At 67.2% G+C, this 26,143-nt stretch carries 17 protein-coding genes and 2 pseudogenes; 10 read left to right on the top strand and 9 right to left on the bottom strand.

From position 1 onward, the window contains the following. Positions 1-42: 42 nt before the first annotated feature. Positions 43-1,077, bottom strand: coding sequence for a DUF4344 domain-containing metallopeptidase (locus ASD86_RS09180; RefSeq protein WP_056109664.1), 1,035 nt, complete (start codon positions 1,075-1,077; stop codon positions 43-45). Between the two features lie 308 nt (positions 1,078-1,385). Here ASD86_RS09180 and ASD86_RS09175 point away from each other — a divergent pair, with 308 nt between their 5' ends. Beyond that, entirely contained in the window at positions 1,386-1,760 is a 375-nt protein-coding gene (locus tag ASD86_RS09175) for a hypothetical protein (RefSeq protein ID WP_056109661.1), read from the top strand. A 911-nt stretch (positions 1,761-2,671) separates the two neighbouring features. On the opposite strand, the gene ASD86_RS09165 is transcribed toward ASD86_RS09175, so the two are convergent. Beyond that, positions 2,672-3,214, bottom strand: a complete 543-nt coding sequence (locus ASD86_RS09165; protein WP_056109657.1) for a hypothetical protein — start codon at positions 3,212-3,214, stop codon at positions 2,672-2,674. Between the two features lie 77 nt (positions 3,215-3,291). Here ASD86_RS09165 and aceK point away from each other — a divergent pair, with 77 nt between their 5' ends. After that, entirely contained in the window at positions 3,292-5,034 is a 1,743-nt protein-coding gene (aceK, locus tag ASD86_RS09160; RefSeq protein WP_056109655.1) for a bifunctional isocitrate dehydrogenase kinase/phosphatase, read from the top strand. A 9-nt stretch (positions 5,035-5,043) separates the two neighbouring features. On the opposite strand, the gene ASD86_RS09155 is transcribed toward aceK, so the two are convergent. Both ASD86_RS09155 and ASD86_RS09150 read right to left on the bottom strand, forming a co-directional pair. Beyond that, the gene (locus ASD86_RS09155) at positions 5,044-6,324 is read right to left on the bottom strand and encodes a pYEATS domain-containing protein (RefSeq protein ID WP_056109653.1); all 1,281 of its coding nucleotides are present in this window, start codon (positions 6,322-6,324) and stop codon (positions 5,044-5,046) included. A gap of 107 nt (positions 6,325-6,431) precedes the next feature. Then, positions 6,432-6,737: a hypothetical protein gene (locus ASD86_RS09150; protein WP_056109650.1), complete on the bottom strand. Its 306-nt coding sequence runs from the start codon at positions 6,735-6,737 to the stop codon at positions 6,432-6,434. 213 nt (positions 6,738-6,950) lie between these two features. On the opposite strand from ASD86_RS09150, the pseudogene ASD86_RS09145 reads away from it, so the two are divergent. The 4 genes and pseudogenes from ASD86_RS09145 to ASD86_RS09130 all read left to right on the top strand — a co-directional run. After that, positions 6,951-7,829, top strand: a pseudogene (locus tag ASD86_RS09145) (LysR substrate-binding domain-containing protein); the annotation flags it as partial. Between the two features lie 828 nt (positions 7,830-8,657). Further along, positions 8,658-9,404: pseudogene (locus tag ASD86_RS27220) on the top strand (methyltransferase); the annotation flags it as partial. 3 nt (positions 9,405-9,407) lie between these two features. Beyond that, positions 9,408-9,665 carry a hypothetical protein gene (locus tag ASD86_RS09135; RefSeq protein ID WP_056109648.1) on the top strand — a complete coding sequence of 86 codons (258 nt, stop codon included), beginning with the start codon at positions 9,408-9,410 and terminating at the stop codon, positions 9,663-9,665. Positions 9,666-9,735: 70 nt separating this feature from the next. Beyond that, positions 9,736-10,269 (top strand): pseudouridine synthase, encoded by a 534-nt coding sequence (locus ASD86_RS09130; protein ID WP_056110653.1) that lies wholly within the window; start codon positions 9,736-9,738, stop codon positions 10,267-10,269. Between the two features lie 51 nt (positions 10,270-10,320). Here the strand turns inward: ASD86_RS09130 and ASD86_RS09125 are convergent, their stop codons facing one another. Continuing rightward, positions 10,321-10,719, bottom strand: coding sequence for a hypothetical protein (locus ASD86_RS09125; protein ID WP_056109646.1), 399 nt, complete (start codon positions 10,717-10,719; stop codon positions 10,321-10,323). Positions 10,720-11,402: 683 nt separating this feature from the next. Here ASD86_RS09125 and ASD86_RS09120 point away from each other — a divergent pair. Continuing rightward, on the top strand, positions 11,403-13,160 hold the full coding sequence (locus tag ASD86_RS09120) for a hypothetical protein (protein WP_056109644.1): 1,758 nt from the start codon (positions 11,403-11,405) through the stop codon (positions 13,158-13,160). A gap of 115 nt (positions 13,161-13,275) precedes the next feature. Next, a complete protein-coding gene (locus ASD86_RS09115) occupies positions 13,276-15,066 on the top strand; it encodes a hypothetical protein (RefSeq protein ID WP_056109642.1) in 1,791 nt (596 codons plus the stop codon). A 21-nt stretch (positions 15,067-15,087) separates the two neighbouring features. On the opposite strand, the gene ASD86_RS09110 is transcribed toward ASD86_RS09115, so the two are convergent. Beyond that, complete coding sequence (locus tag ASD86_RS09110; RefSeq protein ID WP_056109640.1) at positions 15,088-16,059, bottom strand: DMT family transporter; 972 nt, start codon at positions 16,057-16,059, stop codon at positions 15,088-15,090. A 132-nt stretch (positions 16,060-16,191) separates the two neighbouring features. After that, positions 16,192-17,145, bottom strand: coding sequence for an aldo/keto reductase (locus tag ASD86_RS09105; protein WP_056109638.1), 954 nt, complete (start codon positions 17,143-17,145; stop codon positions 16,192-16,194). A gap of 251 nt (positions 17,146-17,396) precedes the next feature. Here ASD86_RS09105 and ASD86_RS09100 point away from each other — a divergent pair, with 251 nt between their 5' ends. Together ASD86_RS09100 and ASD86_RS27410 are read left to right on the top strand one after the other, a co-directional pair. After that, the gene (locus ASD86_RS09100) at positions 17,397-18,503 is read left to right on the top strand and encodes a hybrid sensor histidine kinase/response regulator (protein WP_162253639.1); all 1,107 of its coding nucleotides are present in this window, start codon (positions 17,397-17,399) and stop codon (positions 18,501-18,503) included. Between the two features lie 480 nt (positions 18,504-18,983). Beyond that, the gene (locus tag ASD86_RS27410; RefSeq protein ID WP_056109635.1) at positions 18,984-22,847 is read left to right on the top strand and encodes a patatin-like phospholipase family protein; all 3,864 of its coding nucleotides are present in this window, start codon (positions 18,984-18,986) and stop codon (positions 22,845-22,847) included. Positions 22,848-22,938: 91 nt separating this feature from the next. On the opposite strand, the gene ASD86_RS09090 is transcribed toward ASD86_RS27410, so the two are convergent. Continuing rightward, positions 22,939-23,307 carry a hypothetical protein gene (locus ASD86_RS09090; RefSeq protein WP_056109633.1) on the bottom strand — a complete coding sequence of 123 codons (369 nt, stop codon included), beginning with the start codon at positions 23,305-23,307 and terminating at the stop codon, positions 22,939-22,941. 195 nt (positions 23,308-23,502) lie between these two features. Then, positions 23,503-26,049: an ATP-dependent helicase HrpB gene (gene hrpB, locus ASD86_RS09085; RefSeq protein ID WP_056109631.1), complete on the bottom strand. Its 2,547-nt coding sequence runs from the start codon at positions 26,047-26,049 to the stop codon at positions 23,503-23,505. Between the last annotated feature and the right edge of the window lie 94 nt (positions 26,050-26,143).

Raw genomic sequence — 26,143 nt, 5'->3', positions numbered from 1 at the left:
GGATGCCGGGCCTTTCGCATGCAACGGTCACCGCCAGCGCCCTCAGCGCATATACGGCGCCTGGGTGTTGTCGACCTGCTTGCGCTGGATCTCTTCGATCTTGGCGCGCTCTTCCTCGGCGGTCATGCGGTGCTTGGGCGCGATGTTGGGCTCGATCAGGCGCATCCAGTTGCGGGTGATCTGCTTGCTTTCCTCTTCGCAGCGCAGCGCGCGCGCTTCGGGCAAGCGGCCGCTGGTGACGATGCGCAGGTACTTGCCCGGGTTGTGGCCGTAGACCATGCACTGCAGGTTGAAGTAACGCTGCGCGCCGACCGAGTGTTCGTCGGCATAGGTCGCCATGTCGTGCTGGCCGTCGTCGGTGGCGATGAAGAAGGTCGCCGCCAGCTGCAGTTTCTGCGCGATGTCGCCGGCCGATTCGTCGGCGCTGACGAACGACAGCATCAAGGTCGTGGCGAGCTGATCGACCGCGTCTTCCTCGCGGCCGGTCGACGGCAGGTCGAGCATGTCGACCAGCGCGTGGCCGGTTTCGTGCAGCATCAGGAAACGCAGGTTGGCCATCAGGTAATTGAGCTGATCGCGGGTGCTGCCGCCGCTGGCCTGGGTCATGGCCGCGCCCTGGCGGACCAGGAACTCGAGCATCTCGTAGCACAGCACGATGTCGCCCTTGTCCTTGGCGTAGAACGCGTTGACCGTGCCGCATTCGGCGGCGATGTAATGGATCGGTCGCGGCAGGGTCAGCCAGCCGTCGAGCTGGTTGACCTCGGGCAATTGCTTGAGCACGTCGATCTCGCGCGCCATGTTGTACATCGGCAACAGATCGGGATTGCGCGGCGACACGTATTCGTAGGTGAAGTGGGTGCCGTCGGCTTTTTCGGCCGGCACTTCGGCGGCGACCGGCACCACTTCGGCCGGCGGGGTGATGGCTTCGACCGGCTTGACCGGCACCGCGGCGGTGGTGGCGAGAGGGGCCACGACGGGCGCGGCGGCCTGCTTGGCCTGCCACACGCTGTAGCCCCAGATCGAGCAGACCGCGATCAGGGCCGCTGCGAGAATGCCGATGATGATCTTCTGTACCATGTGGGTGGCTCTTGTCAGGAATGGCGCGGGACAGGACGATCCCGATTCCGAGCGCACAAGACGCGGCTGACGATTGGACTTCCCCGATGGCCGTTCCAACCGGCGCCAGTTGCCTCCTTGCACCGTCGGGATCGGATGGTACTCCGATATTTCTGAGGATTGCATCGAATTTTTGACAGTTGCGCTCGCCGATTTCCGGCCGGGCACGGGCCGCGCGCGACAGCGCGACAGGTCGGGCTGGCCGCCATCGGCGATACGCCGCGACCTTGCATACGATGTTGCACACGACGTTTTAGGGACGACACGCCATGACCGACACCGACCTGCCCCTAGACGGCCCGTTCGCCGGCATCAATCTCGGCCAGGTGGACCCCGCGCTGCGACGTGGCTTCATCGAAGCGGCGCAGGATTTCTCCGACGTGATCGCCGGCCGGCCGCCGCGTCACGCCGGTGAGGATCGCGAAGGCCCGGTGGCGTCCGACGGCGGCAGTCGCTGCTACCGCGGCCACGGCTATAACCTGCTGGTGCTCAAGCGCCTGTCGCGATTCGGCGGCGTGGACGGGCTGGTGTATGGGCCGATCCTGAGCTTCGACGAAGCCTTCAGCCCGCACGAGCGGCAACTCAGCGCCACCCGTTTCTACACCTACGATGCCTTGCGCGCGTTGCTCGGCGCATCGACCTGAACTATGCCGAGTTGGGCGCGCGGTCTTTGGTTGCTGTGGGTCGCGGTGGCGTTGCCGGCGTGGGTGCATTGGCATTACGTGGTCGGCCAATTCGACCTGGCCTCGTTTAGCGAGATGAGCCCGGCGCGGCTTCTCGGCGAACTGGCGCTGGTGGCGCTCGCGCTGTTCGTGGTCTCGGTGCTGCCGTGGTCGCTGTGGCTGGCTCGGCGGCGACGCCGGCATGGCCCGCGCCGTCGCGACGCCTGGATCGGCGCGCTCGCGATGGCAACGGCCACGCTGCTCGCGCTGCACGTCAACTTGGCCGCGTACGCGCCGTTCTACGGCAACACCTGGGCGCGGTGGGAACCGACGTTTGAACTGGTGCTGCCGCGGTGGCCGTGGTTGTTGGCTGTTGTGGCGGTGACGGTTGGGCTGGAACTGGCGGTGGCGGCGCGTGTGAGGCGACGGCTGCAAGAACAGAGCGTGCCGCGCTATNGGGCGGCGGCTTGCGCAACGCGATGCGCGCGAAAGACTGTCGCGCGGGGGATTCGCTTTTGCTCGCGCAGTAGAAGCAAAAGCGAATCCCCCCTGCCCCCCTTTTTCAAAGGGGGGAAAAGCATGAAGTGCGCGGTGACATAGCTACCTGGACCGAACGCGTGTGTGTTACTTGCCATGCCGACACGTGTTCGGGGGCGGCTACGGAAATGGAAAGCGCGGCGCCAANGGGCGGCGGCTTGCGCAACGCGATGCGCGCGAAAGACTGTCGCGCGGGGGATTCGCTTTTGCTGGCGGGGCAGGAGCAAAAGCGAATCCCCCTGCCTCCTTTTCCAAAGGGGGAAAGCACGGGGCGCGGGGCGTGGCGAAGAACGGGCTACGGGTGCAGTGTTACTGCGGCCATGGATCGGACAGCGCTTCGCTCAGCAATCGTCGCTTCAACAATCGTTGTTCTCGTACACCGTCCGCTCAAGCTGATCATCGAGCTTCTCGCGCTCGGCCTTGCCGACAACCGTCTTGCTCAACTGCACCGGCAGCAGCCGCTCACCATCGGGGCTGATCCATTTGCCCTTGAGTGTGCCGCGCTTGTCGACCAGCATCATCGCGCCGGTGACGCCGGTGCCCAGGCCCGATTCGACCAGGGCCAGGTGGCCCTTGCGATCGTCGGTCGCCTGCAGCAGCAGCCATTTCGATACGCCGTCGTAGCGGTAGATCGCGCTGATCAGGCGACGGTCGCCGCCGCAGGGCACCGGTTCGCTCTTCAGGTACAACGTCACCGCACGTTCGCCGACGCGGCCTTTGTACAAGGTCGTGGTGGTCGCGTCGCGGCCTTCAACCTCGGCTGCGTTCGCCATCGGCAGTTGCAGCGCCGCGCCCGCGCCGCACAGCAGCGCGAGCACGCACAACGCCCGCGGCCACAGCGCCTGCATCCAACGTGCGTGCGCCACGCGCGGCGTCGACGTCCCGGTCGGGTGGCTCATGATGGTTTCATCCGTAAACGAATCGATGCAGCCGCGAGCATGCCACAGGCCCGCGACGGTCGCCGTACACTGCGGCCATGGCCATCGCATCCGCCCCAACGCACGCCGCACCCGGCGAAGCCGAAGCCGTCGCCGGCCAGATCCGCGACGCCTTCGCCGATTACCACGCGCGCTTCGCCGCGATCACCCGCCGCGCCCAGGGCCGGTTCGAACGCAGCGACTGGCAGGGCGATCGCGCCGACGCGGTCGAACGCATCGAGTTGTACGACCGTTGCATCGCCGAGGCCAGTGATGCATTGCAGGCGCGGCTGGGCGAACGCGCGGGCGACCGCGTGCTGTGGTCGGCGGTGCATGCCGCGTATGCGCGGATCGTCGCGCCGTTGCTCGACGGCGAGTTGTACAAGACTTTTTTCAACACGCTGACCCGGCGGTTCTTCAAGACCCGCGGCGTCGACCCGTCGATGGAATTCGTTGCCCTCGACATCGAACCGACCGATTCGATCACCCATCCGGTCGCGCGCCACAGTTATGCGGTGTCGGAAGACCGCTTGGTCGAAACCTTCATGCGCGTGCTCGACGACTACCCGTTCGCGGTGCCGTACGCGCATCGCACCCGCTGCGCGGCGGGGATCGCGGTGCGTTTGCAGGAGGACCTGCAGCATTGGGGTCCGCACCCGGTGCGCGCGGTCGAGTTGCTCGACACGGTGTTCTATCGCGAGCGCCGCGCGTACTTGATCGGGCGTGTGTTCGGCGAGCGTTCGTTCTCGCCGTGCGTGATCGCGCTGGTCAACGAGGACGGCGCGCTCAAGGTCGACGCGGTGCTGACCGTGCGCAGCGAAGTGGTGCAGTTGTTCAGTTATTCGCGCAGTTATTTCCATGCCGACCTGGGCACGGTCGGCGATGCGGTGGTGTTCCTGCGCACCTTGCTGCCGGGCAAGCCGATCGATGAGTTGTACACCGTGCTCGGCCGCGCCAAGCAGGGCAAGACCGAGCGCTACCGCACCTTCTTCCGCCAGTTCGCGACGCAGTCGGGCGAGCGGCTGATCCGCGCCGAGGGCGAACGCGGCATGGTCATGGCGGTGTTCACCCTGCCCAGCTATCCGCTGGTGTTCAAGCTGATCCGCGACCACTTCGCTTATCCGAAGGAAGTCGCGCGCGAGGAAGTCGAGGCGAAGTATTCGCTGGTGTTCCATCACGATCGTGTCGGCCGGCTGGTCGATGCGCAGCCGTTCCGCTTCCTTCGCTTTCCGCGGTCGCGCTTCGCGCCTGACCTGCTGGACGAATTGCTGAGCACCTGCGCCCGGAGCATCAGCCTGGACGGCGACGATCTGGTTTTGCATCTGTGTTATGTCGAACGCCGCCTGCGGCCGCTCAATCTGTACGTGCGCGAACAGACGCCCGAGGCCGCGCGCGCGGCGGTGATCGACTACGGTCAGGCGATCCGCGATCTGGCCTTGAGCAATATCTTTCCGGGCGATCTGCTGCTGAAGAATTTCGGTGTGTCGCGGCACGGGCGCGCGATCTTCTACGACTACGATGAGCTGTGCCTGGTCAGCGACTGCCGCTTCCGGCCGGTGCCGGCACCGCGCAATCACGAAGAGGAAATGGAATCGGGTCCGTGGTTCTATGCCCACGGCAATGATGTGTTTCCCGAGCAGTTCCCGCGTTTTCTCGGCCTGTCGCCGCCGTTGCTGGGCGCGTTGATGCACGCGCACGGCGACATCTTCAAGGTCGAGTGGTGGAAGCAGGTGCAGGACGGGCTGGCCAGCGGTCAGCACAACGATGTGGCGCCGTATCCGTCGCAGCGGCGCCTGCCCTGAACGTCGCGCTCAGCGCGCCGCGAACGCGGCCGGCAGATCCGGCAATGTGGCCAGGTTCAACTCCAGCCGGGTCTCGCCGCCGTCGGCTTCGGCGCCGATGGTAAACACGCCGGCGGCGACGATGCGCAATTCAGCCTGTCCATCCACGACCGGCACCTCGCGCACCATCTGGTGGAAGGTCGGATGCAGGTGGATGGTGACCGTGCCGGTCAGCGGCCGGGCCGGGTCGAGCGAGCGCACGCGGATCGTGACCGCGCAGGTGCTGCCGGCGTCGTCCAGCGGCTGCACCTGAGCGCTGAGCTCGCGCTGGCGCGCGATCGGCGCGCCGCCGAACCGACCCAGATTCGGATCGGAATTCCATTCGCTCTCCAGGCTGTCCACGGAGTGCTCGACATGATGTTCGGGCGAACCTTCCGCCAGCGCCTTCACCCAGTCCTTCGTATCGCGCCGCTTCAGCACGCGCAGCGGCTCGACCGTGCCGCTGTCGAGATAACCGGCCATGCGGCTGTATAGGTCGGTCTCACGTTGCGCCTGCTGGGTTTGTTTCTCGGCCTCTTCGGTCTGGCGCGCAGCCTGCTCGGCTTGTTCGCGCGCCAGCAGCGCCTGGCGTTCGGCCTCGGCCTTGCGTTGGCGTTCAGCCAGGGTGTCGCGTTCGGCCTGCTCGGCCTGTTCCTTGGCCCGCGCCGCATCGGCCTCGGCCTGATGCGCGCGCCGCTCGGCGGCTTCGCGGTCGCGTCGCTCGCCCGCGACCGCGGTCTCGTTGTGTTCCAGGTAATAGACGAACGCGGTGCGGGTCCAGATGTAGAACCCGATGAAGCCGAACAACAGCGAAGCCAGCAGGACGAAGCCGGCGCTGGCCGCGCCGTTGGCGCCCAGGCCCCATTCCAGCGCGACCTGGCGCGACAGGCCCTGGAACGCGATGCCGATGCTCTGCGCTTCGACCAGCCCGATGCCGACCACGATCTTGGTCAGCCAGTCGCTGATCTGCTCCAGGTTGGTGTTGTGGGTGAAGCCGCCGCCATTGTTGCCACCGGCATGGCCGTCGGCACCCGGCAGTGCCACCGTCAGGGCGCGCGGGATGCCGAACAAGAAGCCCAGGGTGGCGCCGGCCAGCAACGCCGCGAGCACCGCGCCGAGCACCGCGCCGACCACGTAGTGGGACACCGCCAGCGCCGCGCTCAAGGCGATACCCGCGAACAGCCCCGCCAGCAGGCGCAGGGCGGTGCGTTCGATCGCGGCGACGCGCCTGCGCGAGTCGCTCGCCGCGTCGGGATCGCGTGGGTCGGTCATGACGGCATCCCCTGTTGCCTGATCTGTGTGCGTTCCTTCGCACAGACCAACGCATACAGACGGGAAGCTCGGCCAGCCTCACCACCGCGACGACGCGATGGCGCGGCTCACGTGCAGCCGTGCGCGCCGCAGTCGGTGAGGCTTTCGACCCGGGCGCTCTGCGCCGGCCACAGTTGCAACCACGCGCGCCAGCCGGTCGTCGCGCCGGTCCGCGTGGCTTGAACGCGATGCGAGGCCGTTGCGGCCGTGGTCCCGGCCTTCGCGCCGCTGACCGCCGTCTTGGACCCGGCGTCGGCCGCGACCGTCGACGCTGCACGACGCCCGATCTGCGCGCCGTCGTCGCTGTCGTCGTCCGCATCGCGCGGATCGACGAAATGGCCGTGCAGGAACATCAGGTTCTTGTAGATATTCATGGCCTCGTCTCCTTACCAATGCTCGGGTTAGCGCCAGCGCGGTCGGTGTGGACTTGCACTGGCTTATTGAGTGATTCGCAAGGTACGCTCGCCCGATTCGGCAAAAAAGCGACGTGTTTGCAAGCCAGACTTGAATCAGGTTGAAGGCGGCCGCGCGGTACGGCATCCGCCCTCAGGCCCGGGCCGAACGCCCCGTCCGACGGACCCCACGCGATGAACCGACCTCCGCTGCACGCCCTGTTGGGCTTCGCCACCGCCGCGCGCACCGGCAACCTGACCCGCGCCGCCGAGTCGATGCACCTGACCGTCAGCGCGCTCAGTCACCAGATCCGCACCCTGGAAGAACGCCTGGGCCGGCGCCTGTTCGAGCGCGGTCCGCGCGGGGTGCGCCTGACCGCCGACGGCGAGCGGCTGCTGTCGGTGGTCGCGCCGCACCTGGACGCGCTCGACCACGCCCTGCGTCCGTACAGCCCGCGCCGCGACGACGTGCTGACCCTGAGCCTGATGGCCTCGATGGCTTCGGCCTGGCTGGTGCCGCGGCTGGGCGGCTTCGTCGCCCGCTACCCGCAGCTCGAACTCAATCTGTTTTCCTCGACCGCGCTGGTCGATTTCGATCGCGAGCCGGGCATCGACGCGGCCATGCGCGGCGGCTACGGGCGCTGGCCGGGGCTGGTGATCGAGCATCTGTTCAACGAAACCCTGGTCCCGGTCGCCAGCCCGGCGCTGATCGAGCGCATGGGCGGTCTGCCGGCGCAGGAGGACCTGCACCGCTGGCCGCTGCTCGGCGACCTGTCGACGTATTGGCAGGACTGGTTCGACCGCTACGGCGGCAAGCGGCCGAACCGCTACATCGCCCATTTCGACGATTCCGAGACCATGCACCGCGCGGCGGTCGAAGGTCTCGGGGTCGCGCTGGGCCGGCTGGCGCGGACCCGGCTGCTGATCCAGAGCGGCCAGCTGGTGCCGCTGAGCCAGGGCCGGCTGCAGATCGACTGGGGTCATTACCTGGTCTACCCGGAACGCTCGGTCGATCACGCCGGGCTGGAATCGTTCCGGACCTGGCTGCACGAACAGGCGCGCGCCTATGTCGCGCAGATGGAGGCCGACGTGGCCTCGGGCCGCGGCGCCGACATCGAGGACCGTTCCTGCGGCAAACCGGGCGCGACGGGCGAGGCCGACGGTCCGCCCGATCTGGCCGACGGTGAGGGCGGGGCCGAGACGCCGGCCAAGCCAAAGCGCAAGCGACGCTGAGGCGGGCCTGCCGCGATCCGGTGGCGGCTGCGATCGCGACTTGAGCACGGGCCACGCTCGGGTCGCCCCGCATCCCCGATCCTGAACGCATGCGGTAGGCTGGCGCCCTCACCGAAGCTCACCGGAGTCTGTTGCATGGAACGTAACCGCCCCGCCCGATTGCTCCTGCTCGCCGCGCTGCTGCCCGGCCTGACCGCGATCGCGCATGCCCAAGACAACAAGTCCGAGCCCGCGCCCGCCACCGGCGAAGCGGCCCCGACCAGCGCGACGGCGGCCGACGCCGCGCCGAGCGACGCCGCTGAAGCCGCCGCGGCCGCAGCCCAGGCCGCCGCGAACGAAGCGGCCGCAGCCGCGGAAGCCGCCCGGGCCAGCGCCACCGCAGCGGCGGCCGCGACCGAGCAGAAGTCGCCCGAAGCGGCCCCACCCGTGCATACGGTCGAAATCAGTGAAGCCGCCCCACCGGCGCCAGGGCCGCAACCGCCCCCCAGAGCAGCAGCACCGGCTCCGGCGCCCACACCGATTGAAGCGACAGCACCGGCACCCAGGCCCGTCGAGGCCGCCGCCCCGGTCGCCGCGACCAAGCCGGCCGAAGCGACCAAACCCGCCGCCAAGCCCGCCGAACCCAAGCCGACCACCAAGCCCGCGGCCAAGCCGGCCGGCGACGTCGGTTCGCCGAGCCTGCGCGCCGCCGTCGCCGGCAGCTGGCGCGATCCGAAGAACGTCGCCCGCGACGGCTACCGCCATCCGCTCGAGACCCTGACCTTCTTCGGCGCCAAGCCCGACCAGACCATCGTCGAAATCACCCCCGGCGGTGGCTGGTATTCGGAAATCCTCGCTCCGTTCCTGCGCGAGCGCGGCAAGTACGTCGCCGCCGTGGTCGACCCGGACACCCAGTCCTCCGACGGCGCGCGCAAGTACCAGGCCAAGGCCAAGGCGTCGCTGGAACAGAAGTTCGCCGCCTCGCCGGCGCAGTACGACAAGGTCGCGATCGCCGCCTACGACACCTTCAAGCCCGCGTTCGGGCCGGCCGACTCGGCCGATCTGGTGCTGACCTTCCGCAACGTCCACAACTGGCGTTCGGCCGGCCAGGCCGAGGTGATGTTCAAGGGCTTCTATGACGTGCTCAAGCCCGGCGGCACGCTCGGCGTGGTCGAGCATCGCGCCAAGGCCGACGTGCCGGCCGACGATAAAACCGGGTATGTCGGCCAGGCCCAGGTGATCGCGCTGGCCGAAGCGGCCGGCTTCAAGCTCGAAGCCAAGAGCGAGATCAACGCCAACCCGCGCGACACCAAGGACTACCCGAAGGGCGTGTGGACCCTGCCGCCGGTGAACCAGCACGAGGCGGCCGACGACGCCAAGTACCAGGCGATCGGCGAAAGCGACCGCATGACCCTGCGCTTCCGCAAGCCGCGCTGATCGATGCGACGGCCGTTCGCTCCCGCCATCGCCGCGCTCGCGGCGGGCGCGCTGGCGGCGTGGGCGGCCGGCGAACTGGCGATGTCATTGATCGCCGGCTATTTCATGGCCGAGTACGGCCTGTCCTCGGTCAGTATCGGCGCCAGCGCGATCGCTTACTGGAAGGCCTGCGTGGTCGCGGTGTGGATCGTGTCGCCGCTCGCGTTCTGCGCGATCGGCGGCTTGCTCTGGCGCGCAGTGCGGCCGCGCAAGCGCGCTTGATCGTCGCCACCGCGCGGCCGGCGCCATCACCGGTTTGGCGCCGCGCGCGGGCCTGCGCGATCATCCTCGAATGCTGATCGCGTTCAACAAACCCTATGGCGTGCTGTGCCAGTTCACCGACCGCAGCCAACCGCCGCGGCCGACCCTGGCCGGCTTCGGCCTGCCGCCCGGCGTGTACGCGGCCGGGCGGCTGGATCACGACAGCGAAGGGCTGCTGCTGTTGACCGACGACGGCGGCCTGGCCCATCGCCTCACCGACCCGCGCCACAAACAGCCGAAAACCTATTGGGTGCAGGTCGAAGGCGACCCCGGCGAGGACGCCTTGCGCGCCCTGCGCGACGGGGTCGAGCTCAACGACGGCCGCACCCTGCCGGCGCGGATCGAACGCCTCGACCCACCATCGCTGTGGCCGCGCGATCCGCCGGTGCGCTTTCGCAAGACCGTGCCCGACTCTTGGCTCGCGATCACCATCCACGAAGGCCGCAACCGTCAGGTGCGGCGCATGACCGCGGCGGTCGGATTACCAACCCTGCGGCTGGTGCGGGTCGCGATCGGGCCGCATCGGCTGGACGCGTTGCAGCCGGGGCAGTGGCGGGCGGTCTGAGCCGTTCGCGGTTATTCCATCAGCGGTGTGGATAACCGGCGCGGTCCGCGCTTACGGCGGACAGTTGCGCAACGCCTCATCGGTCGTACGCACTTCCACCCCGTTGCAGAAATGGCCCGGGATCACGCAATCCAGATACGGCCGCGCCAGGCGCTTCGACTCGGCCTTGCTGGAGATCGTCTGCGGCGTCTGCGCGCCGACCTGGGCCACGCAGCGCTCGTGTTTGTTGGTCACGTACTCGCGGCACTTCGGCGGCGTCAGCGTGGTCGGCCCGGGCTCGTTGCCGTCGCACAGGGTCAACGCGGTCTCGCGCCACAACAGATAGAACTCGCGCTTGGGAATCGGGTTCTGCTCGATCGTGGGAATGCTGTACTCGGGCTTGGCGAACCATTGCAGGTAGGCGAACACCGCGGCAGCGGCGAGAACGATCAGCAGCAGGATCTTTTGCATGGCGGCTCCGTGGGTTCGCACCGATCACATCACGATGGTGATGCGCGAGGCCATTGTCTCGCAGTCGGGATTCGGAACTGCTAACGCTGCGCAACTCACAAGTCGATTGTGGGGCGGTCGACGCTGTCCGATTCGTCACGGTGATCCGAAAAAACGCGTCGGGGATGACGACTGGCTGCAACACCCTTCGCCACTGCGGAAACGCTTTCGTACAAGTTCAGACCCAATCCACGGACTGCGCAGCAAGCAAGCACGCCAGTCGCTTTCAAGGTTGAAAAATCCGCCCGGTTCGACGCCTGAGCAACGCCGGAAAGATGCGTGCCGCGTCATGGCGTCGGTCTCACCATACGTCGGGCGCTTTACTGACCGACGCGCCTGCTTGAGAGCGACCATGCCGGGCGTTCGATGGATTTCATTCGAATTCGCGACGGCCCGCTGCACCCTGACTGGGCACCTGCAAAATCCCGCCACTACCACCCGCGCCAACCCAAACGGACCCCCACCACACCCCATCTGCGACCTCGATCCCAACACCACTCCCATTCGCCGCGCCCCCTGAGAAACCGTCCCGGTTTGATCCCGCTACGACGCTGGAACCGCCCCAGCGCACGCCCTAGCGTCAACGGTTAGCTACGCGCCTGGCGCTACGCCACCGCGGTCTGCTCATCTCAGGAGCCCGACCCATGTCCACCCTGCGTTCGCTTTCCCTCGGCATCGGCGCCGTTGTGTGCGTCGGCACTGCCACCCTGCTGTCTCCCGCGACCGATGCCACCGCCGCCGGCCGGGTCACCGCCGCCGCCACCGACTTCGAACAGGCGCCGCCCGCGGTCGACGCCATCCACATCACCTCGCTCGGACAGCAGACCGGCGGCAACGCGCTGCTGGCGTTGACCTACAGCAAGGGCCAGGACCTGCCGACCCAGATCCCGTTCAACGCCGGCGACACGACCGTGCAGTTGCAGCAGGATCCGTCCAATCCCCAGCGCTACACCGCGCTCATTCCGTTCGACTTCGACGGCTTCGTCCGCGAGCAGGAAAACCGCCAGATCCTGGCCCAGTCGCAGGAGCTCGTGCCGGAATTCTCCGGCCGCGAACTGATAGGCCAGGCCACCGTGCAGTTCCTCAACCCGACCACCCTGCGCCAGCAGATCCTCGCCGGCACCCCGATCCTGGTGCCCGGGCCGGTGCTGCCGTGGCCGGCGGCGCTGGTGCGCCCGGAGCGCTCGCTGATGGTCACCCACCCCGGCGTGGTCGAAGACCCGACCCGCACCTTCGACGCCTGCACCGGCGCCGGCAATCCTAACGGCGCGTGGACCTTCAACCGGATGATGACCAACATGGCCAATCAGCCGATGACCGGGGTGCTGCCGGCGGATTTCGTCGAAAACTGGATGCGTACCTGGGGCACCTCGACCAGCATCAACACCTTCCCGGTGAACCTGCGCTCGCAGGTCATCACCCAGGTTCTCAACACCTGGCCGCGCATCGCCTCCACCGGCAAGCTCGACCTCAACCGTTCGCCGTTCCGCCTGCTGGCGATCGTCAACCGCATCGACATGCGCGGCAACAGCGCCTACGGCGGCGGCAACGCCGGCGAAACCCGCTTCGTGTTCGGCGTGCTGCGGCGCAGCGGCACGACCTGCGTGGCCGCGCCGTTCACGGTGATCCTCGAATACGCGCCGAACGTCAACGGCTGCCCGGCGGTGCGCAACCTCGCCAATCAGTGGGGCAACCTGGGCACGCTGAGCCTCGGCTCGGCCACCTACAACGCCGCGCTGCAGGCGATCACCGATCCGGTCATCGCCGCCAACGCTTCGCCGCGCAAGCCCAACGGCAGCGCGATCAACCAGATCCGCAGCAACGAGTTCCTGCAGAACCCGTGGGAACTGCGCGAGTTCAAGATCCTGCAGGGCAGCCCGCAACTGCGGATCGTGCCGGCCGCGCAGACCCCGCATCACACCCGCAACAACACCGGGCTGCTGGCCAACTACATCAACACCTTCAACACCCAGATCCTCAACAACACCTACATCGTGCCGTTGAGCTACCTGGGCACGCCGTTCCAGAGCGGGTCGGTGATCAATCCCAGCCCGCAGCAGGTGTGGAAGGCGCCGGGCATCGTCGACAACAACGGCCGCAACAAATTCTCGGTCAACACCTGCGACGCCTGCCATGGCGCCGAGACCCAGACCACCAGCTTCCTGCATGTCGCGCCGCGCTCGCCGGGCGCGCAGTCGGTGCTGTCGCGGTTCCTGATCGGCAACGGCAGCCTGGCCGCGCCGACCACCTTCACCATGCCCGATCCGGTCAGCGGGACGCCGCGCACCTACGGCGATCTGCAACGCCGCCAGAGCGACCTGGCCACCCTGCAGAGCAGCACCTGCCTGTCCGGCAGCCTGTTCCACGAGGCCACCCGGTCGCTGCTGACCGCAAGCCACTGAGCCATGCGCGGGGCGGCCGCGGCCGCCCCGTCGCGCGCGCACATCCGCGGCCGCGCCGCATGCGCCACCGCGCCGACGCCGCCCGAGTCCGACCCGCCTTCGCAGGAGCCTTGCCATGTCCGGTCTTCGTTCGATCACCTTCGGGTTCGTCGCCGCGGTATGCGCGGCGTCGGCCTATTTGCTTTACCCCGTTCCCGCCGACAGCGCGAGCGGTCGCGTCGTCGCCGCTGCGGACGACGGCGGCTTCGATCTGATCCCGCCGACCGTCGCCGACCTGTACATCACCGCGCGCACGCAGGACAGCCAAGGCAACAACGCGCTGCTGGCGGTGACCTACGCCGCCAACCAGGCGCTACCGGCCAGCCTGCCGCTGCAGGTCGGCGGCCGTCAGGCCACCCTGGTCCGCGACAGCCAGAATCCGCAGCGCTACACCGCGGTCATCGCCTTCGATTTCGACGCCTTCCTCGCCGAACAGACCCGCCGCCAGCAACTCGCCCCGAGCAAGCCGTGGGTGCCGCGCTTCGACGGTCGCGAACACATCGGCGATGCGCCGTGGGCGTTTCTCGATCCGGCTCAGCTACGCAGCGACATCGCGCGCCAGGTCGCGATCCGGATTCCGCGCGACGTCCTGCTCGGCCCGCCGATCGCGATCAGCGCGCCGCGCTCGCTGATGGTGGTCCATCCGCTGGTGGTCGAAGACCCGACCCGCACCTATGACGCCTGCACCAATACCGGCAATCCCAACGGCGCGTGGACTTTCAACAAGCTCATGACCGACATGGCCAACCAGCCGGTCACCGGGGTCGACCCGTCGGACTTCGTCGCCCAGTGGCTGCTGGCGCATGCCGGCGCCTCGACCGTCAACGGCTACACCGTCGACGGCTCGCCCGCGTTCTCGCAAATCCTGAGCGAATGGCCGCGGCTGTCCGGCGGCAAGCTCAACCTGGCCAAGTCGCCGATGCGCTTGCTGGCGATCGTCAACCGGGTCGACCTGCGCACTAATTCGGCCTACGGCGGCGGCAGCGCAGGCGAAGGCCGGTTCGTGTTCGGGGTGATCCGGCCGATGACCGGCGGCGGTTGCCAGGAAGTTCCGCTGACCGTGATCCTCGAATACGGCGTGCCGAAACTCGGATGCCCGGCGGTGCGCAGTTATGCCCAGCAATGGGCCGGCCTGAGCACGCTGGTGCTGGGCTCGTCGGGCTACAACGCCGCACTGCAGGCGCTGACCGATCAGTTCGCCCTGGCCAACGCCTCGCCGGGCAAGCCCAACCGCAGCGCGATCAACCAGGTGCGCACCAACGAAGAACCGTGGCATCCGTTCTGGGACTGGCGCCAGCGCGAGGACCAGCTGATCACCGCCGGCCCGTGGCTGCGGCCCGCGACCACCAAGCAGACCCCGGACCGGTCGTTCAACACCACCGCCTCGGCCAGCCCGCGCCTGCCCCAGTACGTCAATGCCAACGCGCCGGCGATTCTGGCCGGCACTTACCGGGTGCCGCAGATCTACGCGGGGACGCGATTCCTGGGCGGCGATACGGTCACCGAACCGTATTGGCAGCACAACCTGATCGCCAACAACAACGCCCGCCACAAGTTCTCGCTCAACACCTGCGGCGCCTGCCACGGCCCGGAAACCGACACCGACTTCACCCACATCGCCCCGCGCGCCAGCGGCGCCCAGGCGGCGTTGTCGGACTTCCTGACCGGCGCCCCCGCCGGCGGCACCCTGGACGTCCCGCAGACCTACACCCTGCCCGATCCGGCCGTGCCGACGACCCTGCGCAGCTACGGCGACCTGGCGTTCCGCCAGAGCCACCTGTCGACCCTGGCCAGCAGCAGCTGTCCCAGCGGCGGGCTGTTCACCGAACTGCATTTCTTCCCGATCGCGATGTCGGCCACGCACTGACGCGCGCGGCGCGCCGCGGCACTACTTCGGCGCCGTCGGCGTGGCGGTGATCGGCACCGAGTTGGCCCCGGGCCGGCTCAGGATCACCACCCCGCCGAGCACCACCGCGGTGCCGATCAGCTGGATCGCGGTGATCGGTTCGCCGAGCACCCAGGCGCCGAGGAACACCAGCGACACCGGCCCGATCACCGAGAACTGCGCCGCGGTGCCGGCGCCGAGCCGCGCGACCGCGGCCATGGTGAAGGTCACCGGCAGGAAGGTGCAGAACACCGCGTTGGCCACAGCCCAGGCGTACACCTGCCACGGCAGGCCGAACAGCGCCGACGGCGCGCGCGCGATCAGGTAATGGATCATCACCGCCGCGGTCGAGACGATCATCGCGTAGGCGACCAACTGCAGCGAACCCAGCCGCTTGACCAGCTCACCCGACATCGCCAGGTACAGCGCATAGCTCACCGCCGCGCCGAGCACCAGCGCGCTGCCGAACAGCACGTGGTCGCCCTGCACGCGCAGGTTCTCGACCATCACCAGCACCACGCCGGCGTAACTCACCGCCAGCGCGATCCATTCCTTGGCCGCGACCTTGCGCTTGAACGCGAACAGGCCGATCAGCAGCACGATGGTCGGATTGAGGAACAGGATCAGCCGCTCCAGCGACACCGGCACGTACTCCAGGCCCCAGAAATCCAGCAGGCTGGACAGGTAGTAGCCGAGCACGCCGAGGATCACGATCAGGCCCCAGTCGCGCCGCGACGGCAGCGCCCGGCGCGCGCGGGCGCGGCGGGTTTCGCGGACGCCGAGCAGGGCGAACAGCGGCAGCGAGAACGCCATGCGCAAGGTCAGCACCTGCAGCGAGTCCACGCCGTAGCGGTACTGCAACTTGGCCAGGATCGCCTTGGCCGAAAACAGGATCGCGCCGGACGCGGCCAGGGCGATGCCGACGCGGCGGGACGTGGCGACGGGTGCGGCGGCGGTGGACGTGGCGGCGTTCATGGCGGGGGCGTTCGTGGCAAGGCGCAGCCTAAGGCGAAAGCGGGCGAGGCGGCAGAGTCAGTTGTCGCGTTCGCGTGCCGGTACAGATGCGGGGCAGATGCGATATGGATGCGATGGCGATGCGATCGCGCGTCAGGCTTCGGCGCTCGCCGCATCCAGCGCCGCGATCTCGTCCGCCGCCAGGCTCAGCCGCGTCGCCGCGAGCAATTCCTGCAACTGCGCCGTGCTGGTCGCGCTGGCGATCGGCGCGGTGATCGACGGCCGCGCGATCAGCCAGGCCAATGCGACTTGCGCCGGGGTCGCGCCATGCGCGCCGGAGACCTCGTCGAGCGCGGCCAGGATGCGCAGGCCGCGCGCATCGAGGTACTTTTCGACCGCGCCGCCGCGCGCGCGGCTCTTGCCCAGGTCGGCGCGGCTGCGGTACTTGCCGGTCAGAAACCCGCTGGCCAGAGCGTAGTAATTGATCACCCCGATTCCGCGCTCGCGCACCAACGGTTCCAATTCGGCTTCGAACACCTGCCGGTCGTAGAGGTTGTAATGCGGCTGCAAGGTCTCGAAGCGCGGCAGCCCGTGCCGTTCGGCCACGTCCAGGGCCTGCGCCAGGCGCGCGGCGGAATAGTTGGACGCGCCGATCGCGCGCACCTTGCCCTGCTCGATCAGCCGCGCGAACGCGCCCAGGGTGTCTTCCAGCGGCACGCTCGGATCGTCCTCGTGGGCCTGGTACAGATCGATGACCTCGGTCCCCAGCCGGCGCAGCGAATCCTCGGCCGCGGCCTGGATATTGGCCGGCGACAGGCCCGGGCGCTGCGACCATTTGGCGACCTTGGTCGCGATCACCACCCGCTCGCGGCGACCGCCGCCGTGGGCCAGCCAGCGCCCGATCAGCGTCTCCGACTCGCCGCCGCGATTGCCCGGCACCCACGAGGAATACATATCCGCGGTGTCGACCAGGGCAAAGCCGGCGTCGACGAAGCCGTCGAGCAGGGCGAACGTGGTCGCCTCGTCGGCACTCCAGCCGAACACATTGCCGCCGAACGCCAGCGGCGCGACACGCAGGGACGAGCGACCGAGCGGACGCAGGCTCATTAGGATTTCCTTAATGGACAGGGCTGCATGATGCGCCGCCGCAAATGCCGCGGACAGGCCGGATTTGCAGGGCCGCATTGCCAACTGCGGCAGCTTGCCGCAGCGGCGTGAACAATTCAGCTTTATGGGTGACCATCCCGCCTTTGCGTGAAGGTTTCTGTTAACTTTCCACACGATTTCCATGCAATTCATGTATGCGAAATCGGCGTGAAATCACGCTTCCCCAGGTGATCCAGGGATCTACAGGACGTATGAGCACACCCGCGACATCCACCGGCCGAATTCTTGTCGTGGACGATCAGGCCGCGAACCTGCGCGTGGTGACCGCTTTATTGTCCCGGCAGGGCTATGAAGTGGTTTCGGCCTCCACCGGCGACGAGGCGCTGCGGCTGTACGCCGAATCCCCGCCCGACCTGATCCTGCTCGACGTGATGATGCCCGGCATGGACGGCTTCGAAGTCATGTCCGCGCTGCGCGCCGGTTCGCCGCTGCGCGTGCCGGTGGTGTTCGTGACCGCCGCCCACGACCGCGACCTGCTGCTGCGCGCGTTCGACGCCGGCGTGGTCGACTACGTCACCAAACCGTTCCTGCCCGAGGAACTGCTCGCCCGGGTCAACGCCCACGTCGGCCTCAAGCTGACCCGCGACCGCCTCGAGCGGGTCGCGCGCGAACGCGAGGAACTGGTCAACCTGGTCGCGCACGACCTCAAGAACCCGTTGACCAGCGTGCTGTTCGCTAGCGACCTGCTGATCAACCACGGCTGCAAGCCCGAGCGCGTGCCGCGCTATCTGCAGATGATCCACGAGAGCGCCGACGACGCGCTCGGCTACATCCGCCACTACCTGGAAAGCCAGGCCGGCACCCGCGAACGCGCGCAGCAGAACGGCCGCGCCGACCTGAGCGAAACCCTGGACTGGCTGGTGCGCCGCTACGAGATGCAACTCGACGCGCGCGGCATCCGGGTCGAGATCGCGCCGCCGCCCGGCGGCGCGGCGAAGGTCGCGATGGACCCGCGCGTATTGCGTCAGGTCAGCGAAAACCTGGTCACCAACGCGATGAAATACGCCCCCGGCAGCGACCTGCTGCTGGCCGCGCGCAACAGCGCGCCGGGCTTCTGGCAACTGATCGTCGCCGACCGCGGCCCGGGCATCCCGGCCGCGCGCCAGCGCGAACTGTTCAAGCCGTTCGTGCGCCTGCACGACGACGACCTCGACGACGGCCTGTCGAACGGCCTGGGCTTGTCGCTGGCCAAGCAGATCGTGGTCAACGCCGGCGGCCAGCTGTGGTACGAATCGCGCAAGAGCGGTGGTTCGCGCTTCATCATCGAGTTGCCGGAAGCTAACGCCGAACCGCAGTGATCGGGAACCGCAGCCGCTCGCACTAAGTCGGCATCGTTGATGCATCGCATGGGAAAATCGCAAACCACGTTTGCGGTCGATAAATTCGTGCGGCCTGCGGTGAGCTTTCGTGAGCCAATACGTTACCGGCATGAATCACATCGTCATGGATAGCCGATAAAACAGCTTGAATTTGAAATCGTGCGTATCGCGCGTGACTTATCGCGCTGAATATCGGCGAATTCGCGAAGACCCTGACCTGTACTTTCAACACTACGCGTTGAAGGGTCTATGAGGCCAAGGACAGGGGACTGGCGACCATCGTGACCGCCACACGGTGTGCGACCCGCGCGACGCGGATCGACACTTGGATCCGTCGGGGGTTGCCGCTCGCTTCAATCGTTTACTCCTTGATCATTGCGATGCAGGCCATGCCATGGCCTACGTGACGCTGTGTTTTCGGCCCCAATGCCCATCCGCGCGCGCAGGGGAGACAAGGACATGGTCGAGCACAGCAGTTCGAATGAGCGCAGATCCAACAGCGACAACGTTTGCGACGCCGATAGCCGCAAAAAACAGTACGACGAATTCTCCGAGTCGCTTCGCAATCTGGAAATCGACCGGATCATGGGCAGCGCCGCTCGTCACAGCGGCTGCGATACCCAGGAAGCGCTGTGGGGATTGGCGCTGTCGGGCGGCGGCATCCGCAGCGCGACCTATTGCCTGGGCGTGTTGCAAGCGCTGACCAAACGAGGGCTGCTCAGCGCCTTTCATTACTGCTCCACCGTATCAGGCGGCGGCTACATCGGGGGCTACCTGCAGGCAATGCTGCACCATCAGGATCTGGACGCAACCTTGACGCAGCTTTTGCCCACCTCCGACCAAGCCAGCGCGCGGGCGCAAGACACCGAAGCAGCGAGCGCAGAACCAGGTACCGCGCGGACCGCACAAGCTGCCGCCACCGCCAAGGCGGCCACGCCGTCAAGCGCGATCAGTAACTCGGTGCTCAAGCTCAGGAGCTACAGCAATTTCCTCAGCCCGAACAAGCGTCCGCTGTCCGGCGACCGGATTTCGATCGTGTCGACATACATCTCCAACATGCTGCTGACGCAGACTCAGTTGGGCGCCCTGATCCTATTTCTGGCGTTTCTGCCGCCCTTGCTGGTGATCGCACTGGAGCGCCTGGCCAGTGCTCCACTATTGGCCTGGGCGCTGGCGATGATCTGTACTGTGATCGCGTTGATTTCCCGACCTCGTGAGAAGATCGTCGAGCGCGACAACGTCAGCGCCAGACCGCGCGTTCTGTTCAAAGGATCGAGCGTGGTGCCGCCGGTCGGGCTCGCGCTGAGCTTCATTCTGCTGGCGTCGCTGCTGTGGTCCGGCGAATCGGCCAGACCCTTGAAGCTGGAAGTGCTCGGGGTTTTTTCCCGACTGACTGGCTTTCCCCTGTCCGCCGAAAGCAGCTATTTCGCGGTATTCGCCGTCGCGTCCACGTACTTGCTCGGGTTCTTCACCTGGTTGCTATGGTGGTGGCGCGAGGCATCCCGACGCGACCGGTTCGGCATCAGATTGGCCAAGCAACTGGTGTTCGGCACGGCCGCCATGATCGCCATCGGCGCGACCGCGTTCGTTCTCGTCCCGGCGTCGCAGGTCCTGCAGCACACCCTGTATCAATCCAATCAGTTCGCGGAAATCGCAACCCGCGCCGCGTGGCTGCAGCCCTATCTGGCGATCGGCCTCGGCGCGCCCGCGCTGTTTGCCGCGTTTTACTTCATCAACCTGTTGCATCTGAGCCTGGCCTACACCCCTGGCGATGCGGTCTCGCGCGAGCGCTGGACCAGGCTGATGGGACGCTGCGCCATCTGGCTCCTGTGCGGACTTACCTTGCCGCTACTGTTGACCGTTTACATCCCGGCCCTGCTTTATACGAGCAGGCACGTCGCCGACAAAAGTGGGCTTTTGTTGAGTACATGGGCGTTGATCAGCAGCGCCGGCGCGGCCGTCGGCTACTGGGACCGCGCAGCGCTGCTCACGCCGGGCATGTTCCAGGTCTTCAAACGCGTGCTTCTGGCCTGCGCCTTGTGGGTGTTCATCGGCGGCATCGTCATCATCGCCGGATCGGCGGTCGTGTTCTTGCTGGACCTGAGCTCCGAATCGACCGGCATCGATTTCCGCGGTTTCTGGGGGATGGCCGTGGCCACGGCGATCTGGCTGGTGCTGGCCTACTTCATCGACGAAAACGAATTCAGCATGAACGGGTTCTATCGCAATCGCCTGGTCCGATGCTATCTCGCGGCCAGTCGGACCAACGCGGTGCGCGATCTGGAAACCGGCCTGGATCCCGAGGGAGACGATATCAAGCTCAGTCGCCTGCGCAAGTTTCGCGATGTCGACGAGGAAAGCGAGCGTCCGCTGTATCCGCTGTTGTGCGGCGCGGTGAATCTGGTCCGAAGCCGGCGCCTGGAGTGGCAGGACCGCAAGGCCGCGTCGTTCGTATTCTCGCCGCTGTTCTGCGGTCATCAGCCGCTACCGGAAGGCCAGACCGGCCCGATCGGCGATCGCATCGAATTGCCGGTTTCGCGCCAGCGCGGACATTGTCTGTCGCCCTCGAAGCTGGCCAGCGAGCAGACGTTGGGCGCGGCCATGTCGGTCTCGGGCGCGGCCATCAGCCCCAGCATGGGGTATCACAGCTCCTCAGCGGTAAGCGTATTGCTGACCTTGTTCAATGCACGGCTGGGCTGGTGGGTGGAAAACCACAATGCCGAACCCAGCGCCGCCAATTTCGCCGGCTTGAATCTGCTGTCGGAACTGCTCAGCAACATGCACGAGAACGGCAAATACGCCTACGTCACCGATGGCGGCCATTTCGAGAATCTCGGCATCTATGAGCTGGTACGGCGGCATTGCCGTTTCATCCTGGCGGTGGATGCCACCGCCGACCACGACCGCCGTTTCGCCGATCTGGCCAATGCGGTGCACAAGTGCCGGGTGGATTTCGGCGCCGAGATCGACATCGACACAACGCTGATGCAGACCAATAGCAAGACCACCGGTCACGCACGCCGCTGCGCGGCATTGGGCAAAATCACCTACAAGGACGGCGCTCAAGGCGTCGTGCTCTACCTCAAGCCGTCGTTGCTCGGCGACGAGTCGGCCGACATCCGCAACTACGCCAACGTCCATCCGCAATTTCCACACCAGCCCACCAGCGACCAGTTCTTCGACGAAATCCAGTTCGAGTGCTACCGCCAACTGGGTTTCCAGAACATGCTATCCCTGTTCGAACGCGACAGCACCGCGCCGTCGCATCTGGATGGCCGCATCACCTTGGCAGACGTAGTCCTGAAGGAAAAATTCGTCAAACAGATCACGTACCGGCTGTATGAGCCGGCCGATGCCACTTCGGTGTCGCGCAGCCATCACGGCGGCGAGTTGCTGCGTCTGCTGGAAAAGCAGCGTACCGTCGAGGGTCTGGCCTGCATGGACCATCAGCTGTATCCGGGCCTGTTGAACATCGACCCGAACGCCGGCGGTAAAGCCGGCGCCCCGCTGGAGATGCGGCTCGCGCCGAAAGAACACTTCCGCGATTGTTTCTACTTCATGCAGGAAGTGATCCAGCTTATGGAAGGGGTCTACAACGACCTGGAACTGGAACGCAACTGGAATCACCCCGACAACCGCGGCTGGATCAATCAGTTCCGGCACTGGTCGTGGACGCCGATGTTCCGGTTGGTGTGGTCGTTGACCCTGCAGACACGTAGCAGCCGTTTCGTGCATTTCTGCGAAAGCCGTCTGGATATGTCCAAGATCGACGGTTACCTGAAGATCGAGTGGCCGACGCTACAGGCCGGCATCGACACGGATGGACCGGTGAATCTCTCGTACGAACTCGCGTGCCACGCGGATCAACTGTATGCCCAAGCGCAGATCAACTTCCTCGAACAAAGCATGCTCAAGTCAAAGGCGGTGCGCGACGCGCTTTGCGACGCATGCGACTACAAGTTGGGTGTGCTGCAGTTCTCGCGCGGAAGCTTTCTGGCCGCGGGGGCCGTCGAGGACAGCCAGATACCGAATATGTCGGTAGGCGTGGTGCTGCTGACCAGACACGAGGCCGACCGCGACGGCTGGACCATCGTCATGCTACGAGTCCACGACCACTTGCGTAAAATGGGATTGGGGCTGGCCTTCATGCGCGCTGTCGTCGGCAAAACGACGATGCCGACGCGCGTGAGGATTCATGAGGTCAAAATCGCACCAGGCCATTACGGCGAGATAGCTGGCGAGGTCAATCGCAATGCCGCTGCGAAGCACAGCAAGCGATTGAAACGGTTCCTGACCCAGGCCAGATTGATGGAAAACGGGTAGCCGGACGTTGGGCGACAGCGTTTTCGCCCGGCCACAAAAAAGCCGGTGCTCGCGCACCGGCTCTTTCGCCGATCGATGCAGCCAGACCGGTTCAATCCTCCGAGGAGGTCTCGCCGCCCGAGTTGCGCGCGGCTGATCGATTGCGACGCGAAGTCTGACCCGTGGCGCGACGCGCTTCGACGCGGCGGGCGCTGCCTTCGATCGGTTCCTCGGATTGCAGGCGCGCCTTGCGGCGGGCGGCGGCGTACCACAGCAGGCCGGCACCGGCGACGGCCGCGACGGCGACCACCGGGTTGCGGCGGATGAAACCGCCGGCGGTGCGGGCGCCGGTCTTGAGCGCGCCGAACTTGGCGCCGGTTTCCAGCCATTGGCCGGCCTTGGGCGCGGCTTCCTTCAGATTGGCGCTGATCGCATGGACCAGTTCCAACGCGCGGTCGGGCAGGGATTCGAACTTGCTCATCGTGTCAGTCCTGGACGAGAAACGATGCCCAGTGTCAGCCGATCACCGTTGAAATTTTGTGATCGCTGCGGCCGGTGACCGGCTGGGGGCTGAATGTCTCGAGGCGGGAATGGGGAATCGGGAATCGGGAATCGTAGAAGCCAGAGCGCCGCGCGGCCGCTTTTACGATTCCCCATTCCCGATTCCCGGCCCCAATCAAGTCCCGCGCGGCTTGGCCCGATGCGTCGCCGTCGCCGTCCACGGGTCGTCGGGCCAGGGGTGACGCGGGTAACGGCCTTTCATCTCTTTCCTGACTTCCAAGTAGCCGCGTTCCCAGAAACCGCGCAAGTCTTGTGTGACCTGTAGCGGCCGGCCGGCCGGCGACAGCAGGTGCAAGGTCAGCGGCACGCGGCCGTCGGCGATGCGCGGGGTTTCGGCCAGGCCGAACAATTCCTGCAGCTTGACCGCCAGCACCGGTGCGTCCGCGCCGATGTGCGGGTCGTGGTGTTCGGCTTCGAAGCGGTAGTGGATCGCGCGTTCCTGGCCTGACGGCACCGCGATGCGCGTGGGCACCAGGGTTTCGAGTTTCTGTCGCAAGCTCCAATCGGCGAGCGAACGCAGTGCATCGCCGAACGCGGCTTCATCCAGCGCATCGAGCCGGGTCTTGCCGCGCAGCGCGGGCTTAAGCCACTCGTCGAGCGTGGCCAACAGGCCTTCGTCGCTCAAGTCCGGCAACGCGTGTTCGCCCTTCGCCAACTCCGGCATCCACTCGCGCAGGCAACGCACGCGCGCGCGCCACTGGCGCAGGCCTTCGGTCCACGGCAACGCGTCCAGGCCGAGTTGGCGGACCGCGTCGACCAGCGCATCGGCGTAGCGCGCCGGATCGGGTTTCGCCAGCGGCCGGCTGTCGAGCACGATGCGGTCGTAGCGCCGTTCGCGCACCGCCGCGATACCGCGCGCGGCCGCGTCCCAGATCACCCGGTCTTCGCTGACGAAGCGCTGCGGGAATTCGCGCTGCAAACGGGTTTCGTCGAGCGGCGCGGCGCGCAGGATGCGCGCATCGCGCGGGTCGTCGCGCAGTTCGCTGATCACCAGCCACGGCTCGCCGTACACCGCGCTGTCGTCGAACAGCTTGGCGCTGCGGCCGTTGGCGAGTTGGTAACGGTAGGGATCGCTGGGATGTTGATGGGCGATGCGATCGGGAAACGCATGCAGCAGCAGATCGCCGAGCGCATGCGCGGGCACGCTGGCCGGCGGCGCGATATCGACACGCAGCCGGCGGCGCCATTGCTTGGCAGCCTGGTCGAGCGTCGCCAATGCCGAACGCGAGGCATCGGCCGGCGCGCGGCCATTGCGAAACGCGGCCAGCGCCTGCCAGCGCGCGGCCAGCGCATCGCCGCCGCTGCGCAGCGGGTCGCGCGCTTCGATCAGCGCAGCCAGGTCGCAGGCCAGGGCTTTTTCGCGCGCGTCGCTCGGCGCCAGCAGCATCGCGGCGAGCCGCGGATGGGTGCCCAGCGCGAGCATGCGTTTGCCGAACGCGGTGATGGTCGGCGCGGTCTGTTCGCTGCCCTCCAACGCGCCCAGCCGCAGCAGCAGTTCGCGCGCCGCGCCCAGTGCGCCGCTCGGCGGCGCGTCGACGAAACGCAGGCCGGCGTCGCCCCAGGCCGCGAGTTCCAGCATCAGCCCGGCCAGTTCGACCTGAGCGATTTCGGGGCGGCGCTGCGGCTCCAGCCGCTGCGATTCGGGCCACAGCCGGTACGCCCAACCTTCGGCGACGCGGCCGGCGCGGCCAGCGCGCTGATCGGCCGAGGCCTGCGCGATCGCCACCACGTCGAGGCGGGCGAAGCCGCTGTTGGGGTCGTAGCGCGGTTCGCGCGCAAGGCCCGAGTCGATCACGACGCGCACGCCGGGCAAGGTCACGCTGGATTCGGCGACGTTGGTCGCCAGCACCACCCGGCGGCGGCCGTCGGGATCGGGTTGCAGCACCCGGCTTTGTTGTTCGACCGGCAGTTCGCCGTGCAGGCTCAGCACGTCGACGCCGCGCAATGCCTCGCTGCCGGCCAAGGCGGCGTCGGCGCGTGCGATCTCGCGCTGACCGGGCAGGAACACCAGCAGGTCGCCGGGATGCTGCGCCAGCGCGTGTTCGACCGCGCGCTTGAGCTGGTGTTCGAGCTTCTCCTCGCGCCGCGCCGGGAAGTGGCCGATGTTGACCGGATAACTGCGCCCCGCGCTGCTCAGCCGTGGCGCATCGAGAAACTGCGCGAGGCGTTCGCCGTCGAGGGTCGCCGACATCACCACGATGCGCAGGTCCTCGCGCAGCGACGCCTGCACGTCCAGCGCCAGCGCCAGGCCGAGGTCGGCGGCCAGATGGCGTTCGTGGAATTCGTCGAACAGCAACGCGCCCACGCCTTCGAGGGTGGGATCGTCCTGGATCATCCGGGTCAGGATGCCTTCGGTGACCACCTCGATCCGGGTCGCGGCCGAGACCTTGTTTTCGAAGCGGATGCGATAACCGATGGTCTCGCCCGCGCTTTCGCCACGCTGCCGGGCCATGAAGTGGGCCGCCGCGCGCGCGGCGACGCGGCGCGGTTCCAGCACGATGATCTTGCGGCCTTGCAGCCACGGCGCATCGAGCAACGCGGGCGGCACCTGGGTGGTCTTGCCGGCGCCGGGCGGCGCTTCCAGCACCAGGCGCGGATGCGCGGCGAGGCTGTCGCGGATTTGCGGCAGCAGGGTGTCGATGGGGAATTGGGCGTTGGTCACGCGCGCAAGGATAGCCGCGCGGCGTCGTTACGCGGGCGGCGACGGCGTACGCGGGTCGGTTGCGGCGTTCGATTCGGAGGTGTTCGCGCGACCG

The sequence above is a fragment of the Lysobacter sp. Root690 genome (assembly GCF_001427785.1).
GTDB lineage: Bacteria > Pseudomonadota > Gammaproteobacteria > Xanthomonadales > Xanthomonadaceae > Lysobacter.
The sequence above is the reverse complement of the archived record's forward strand: the minus strand, read 5'-3'. Positions and strand labels throughout refer to the sequence as shown.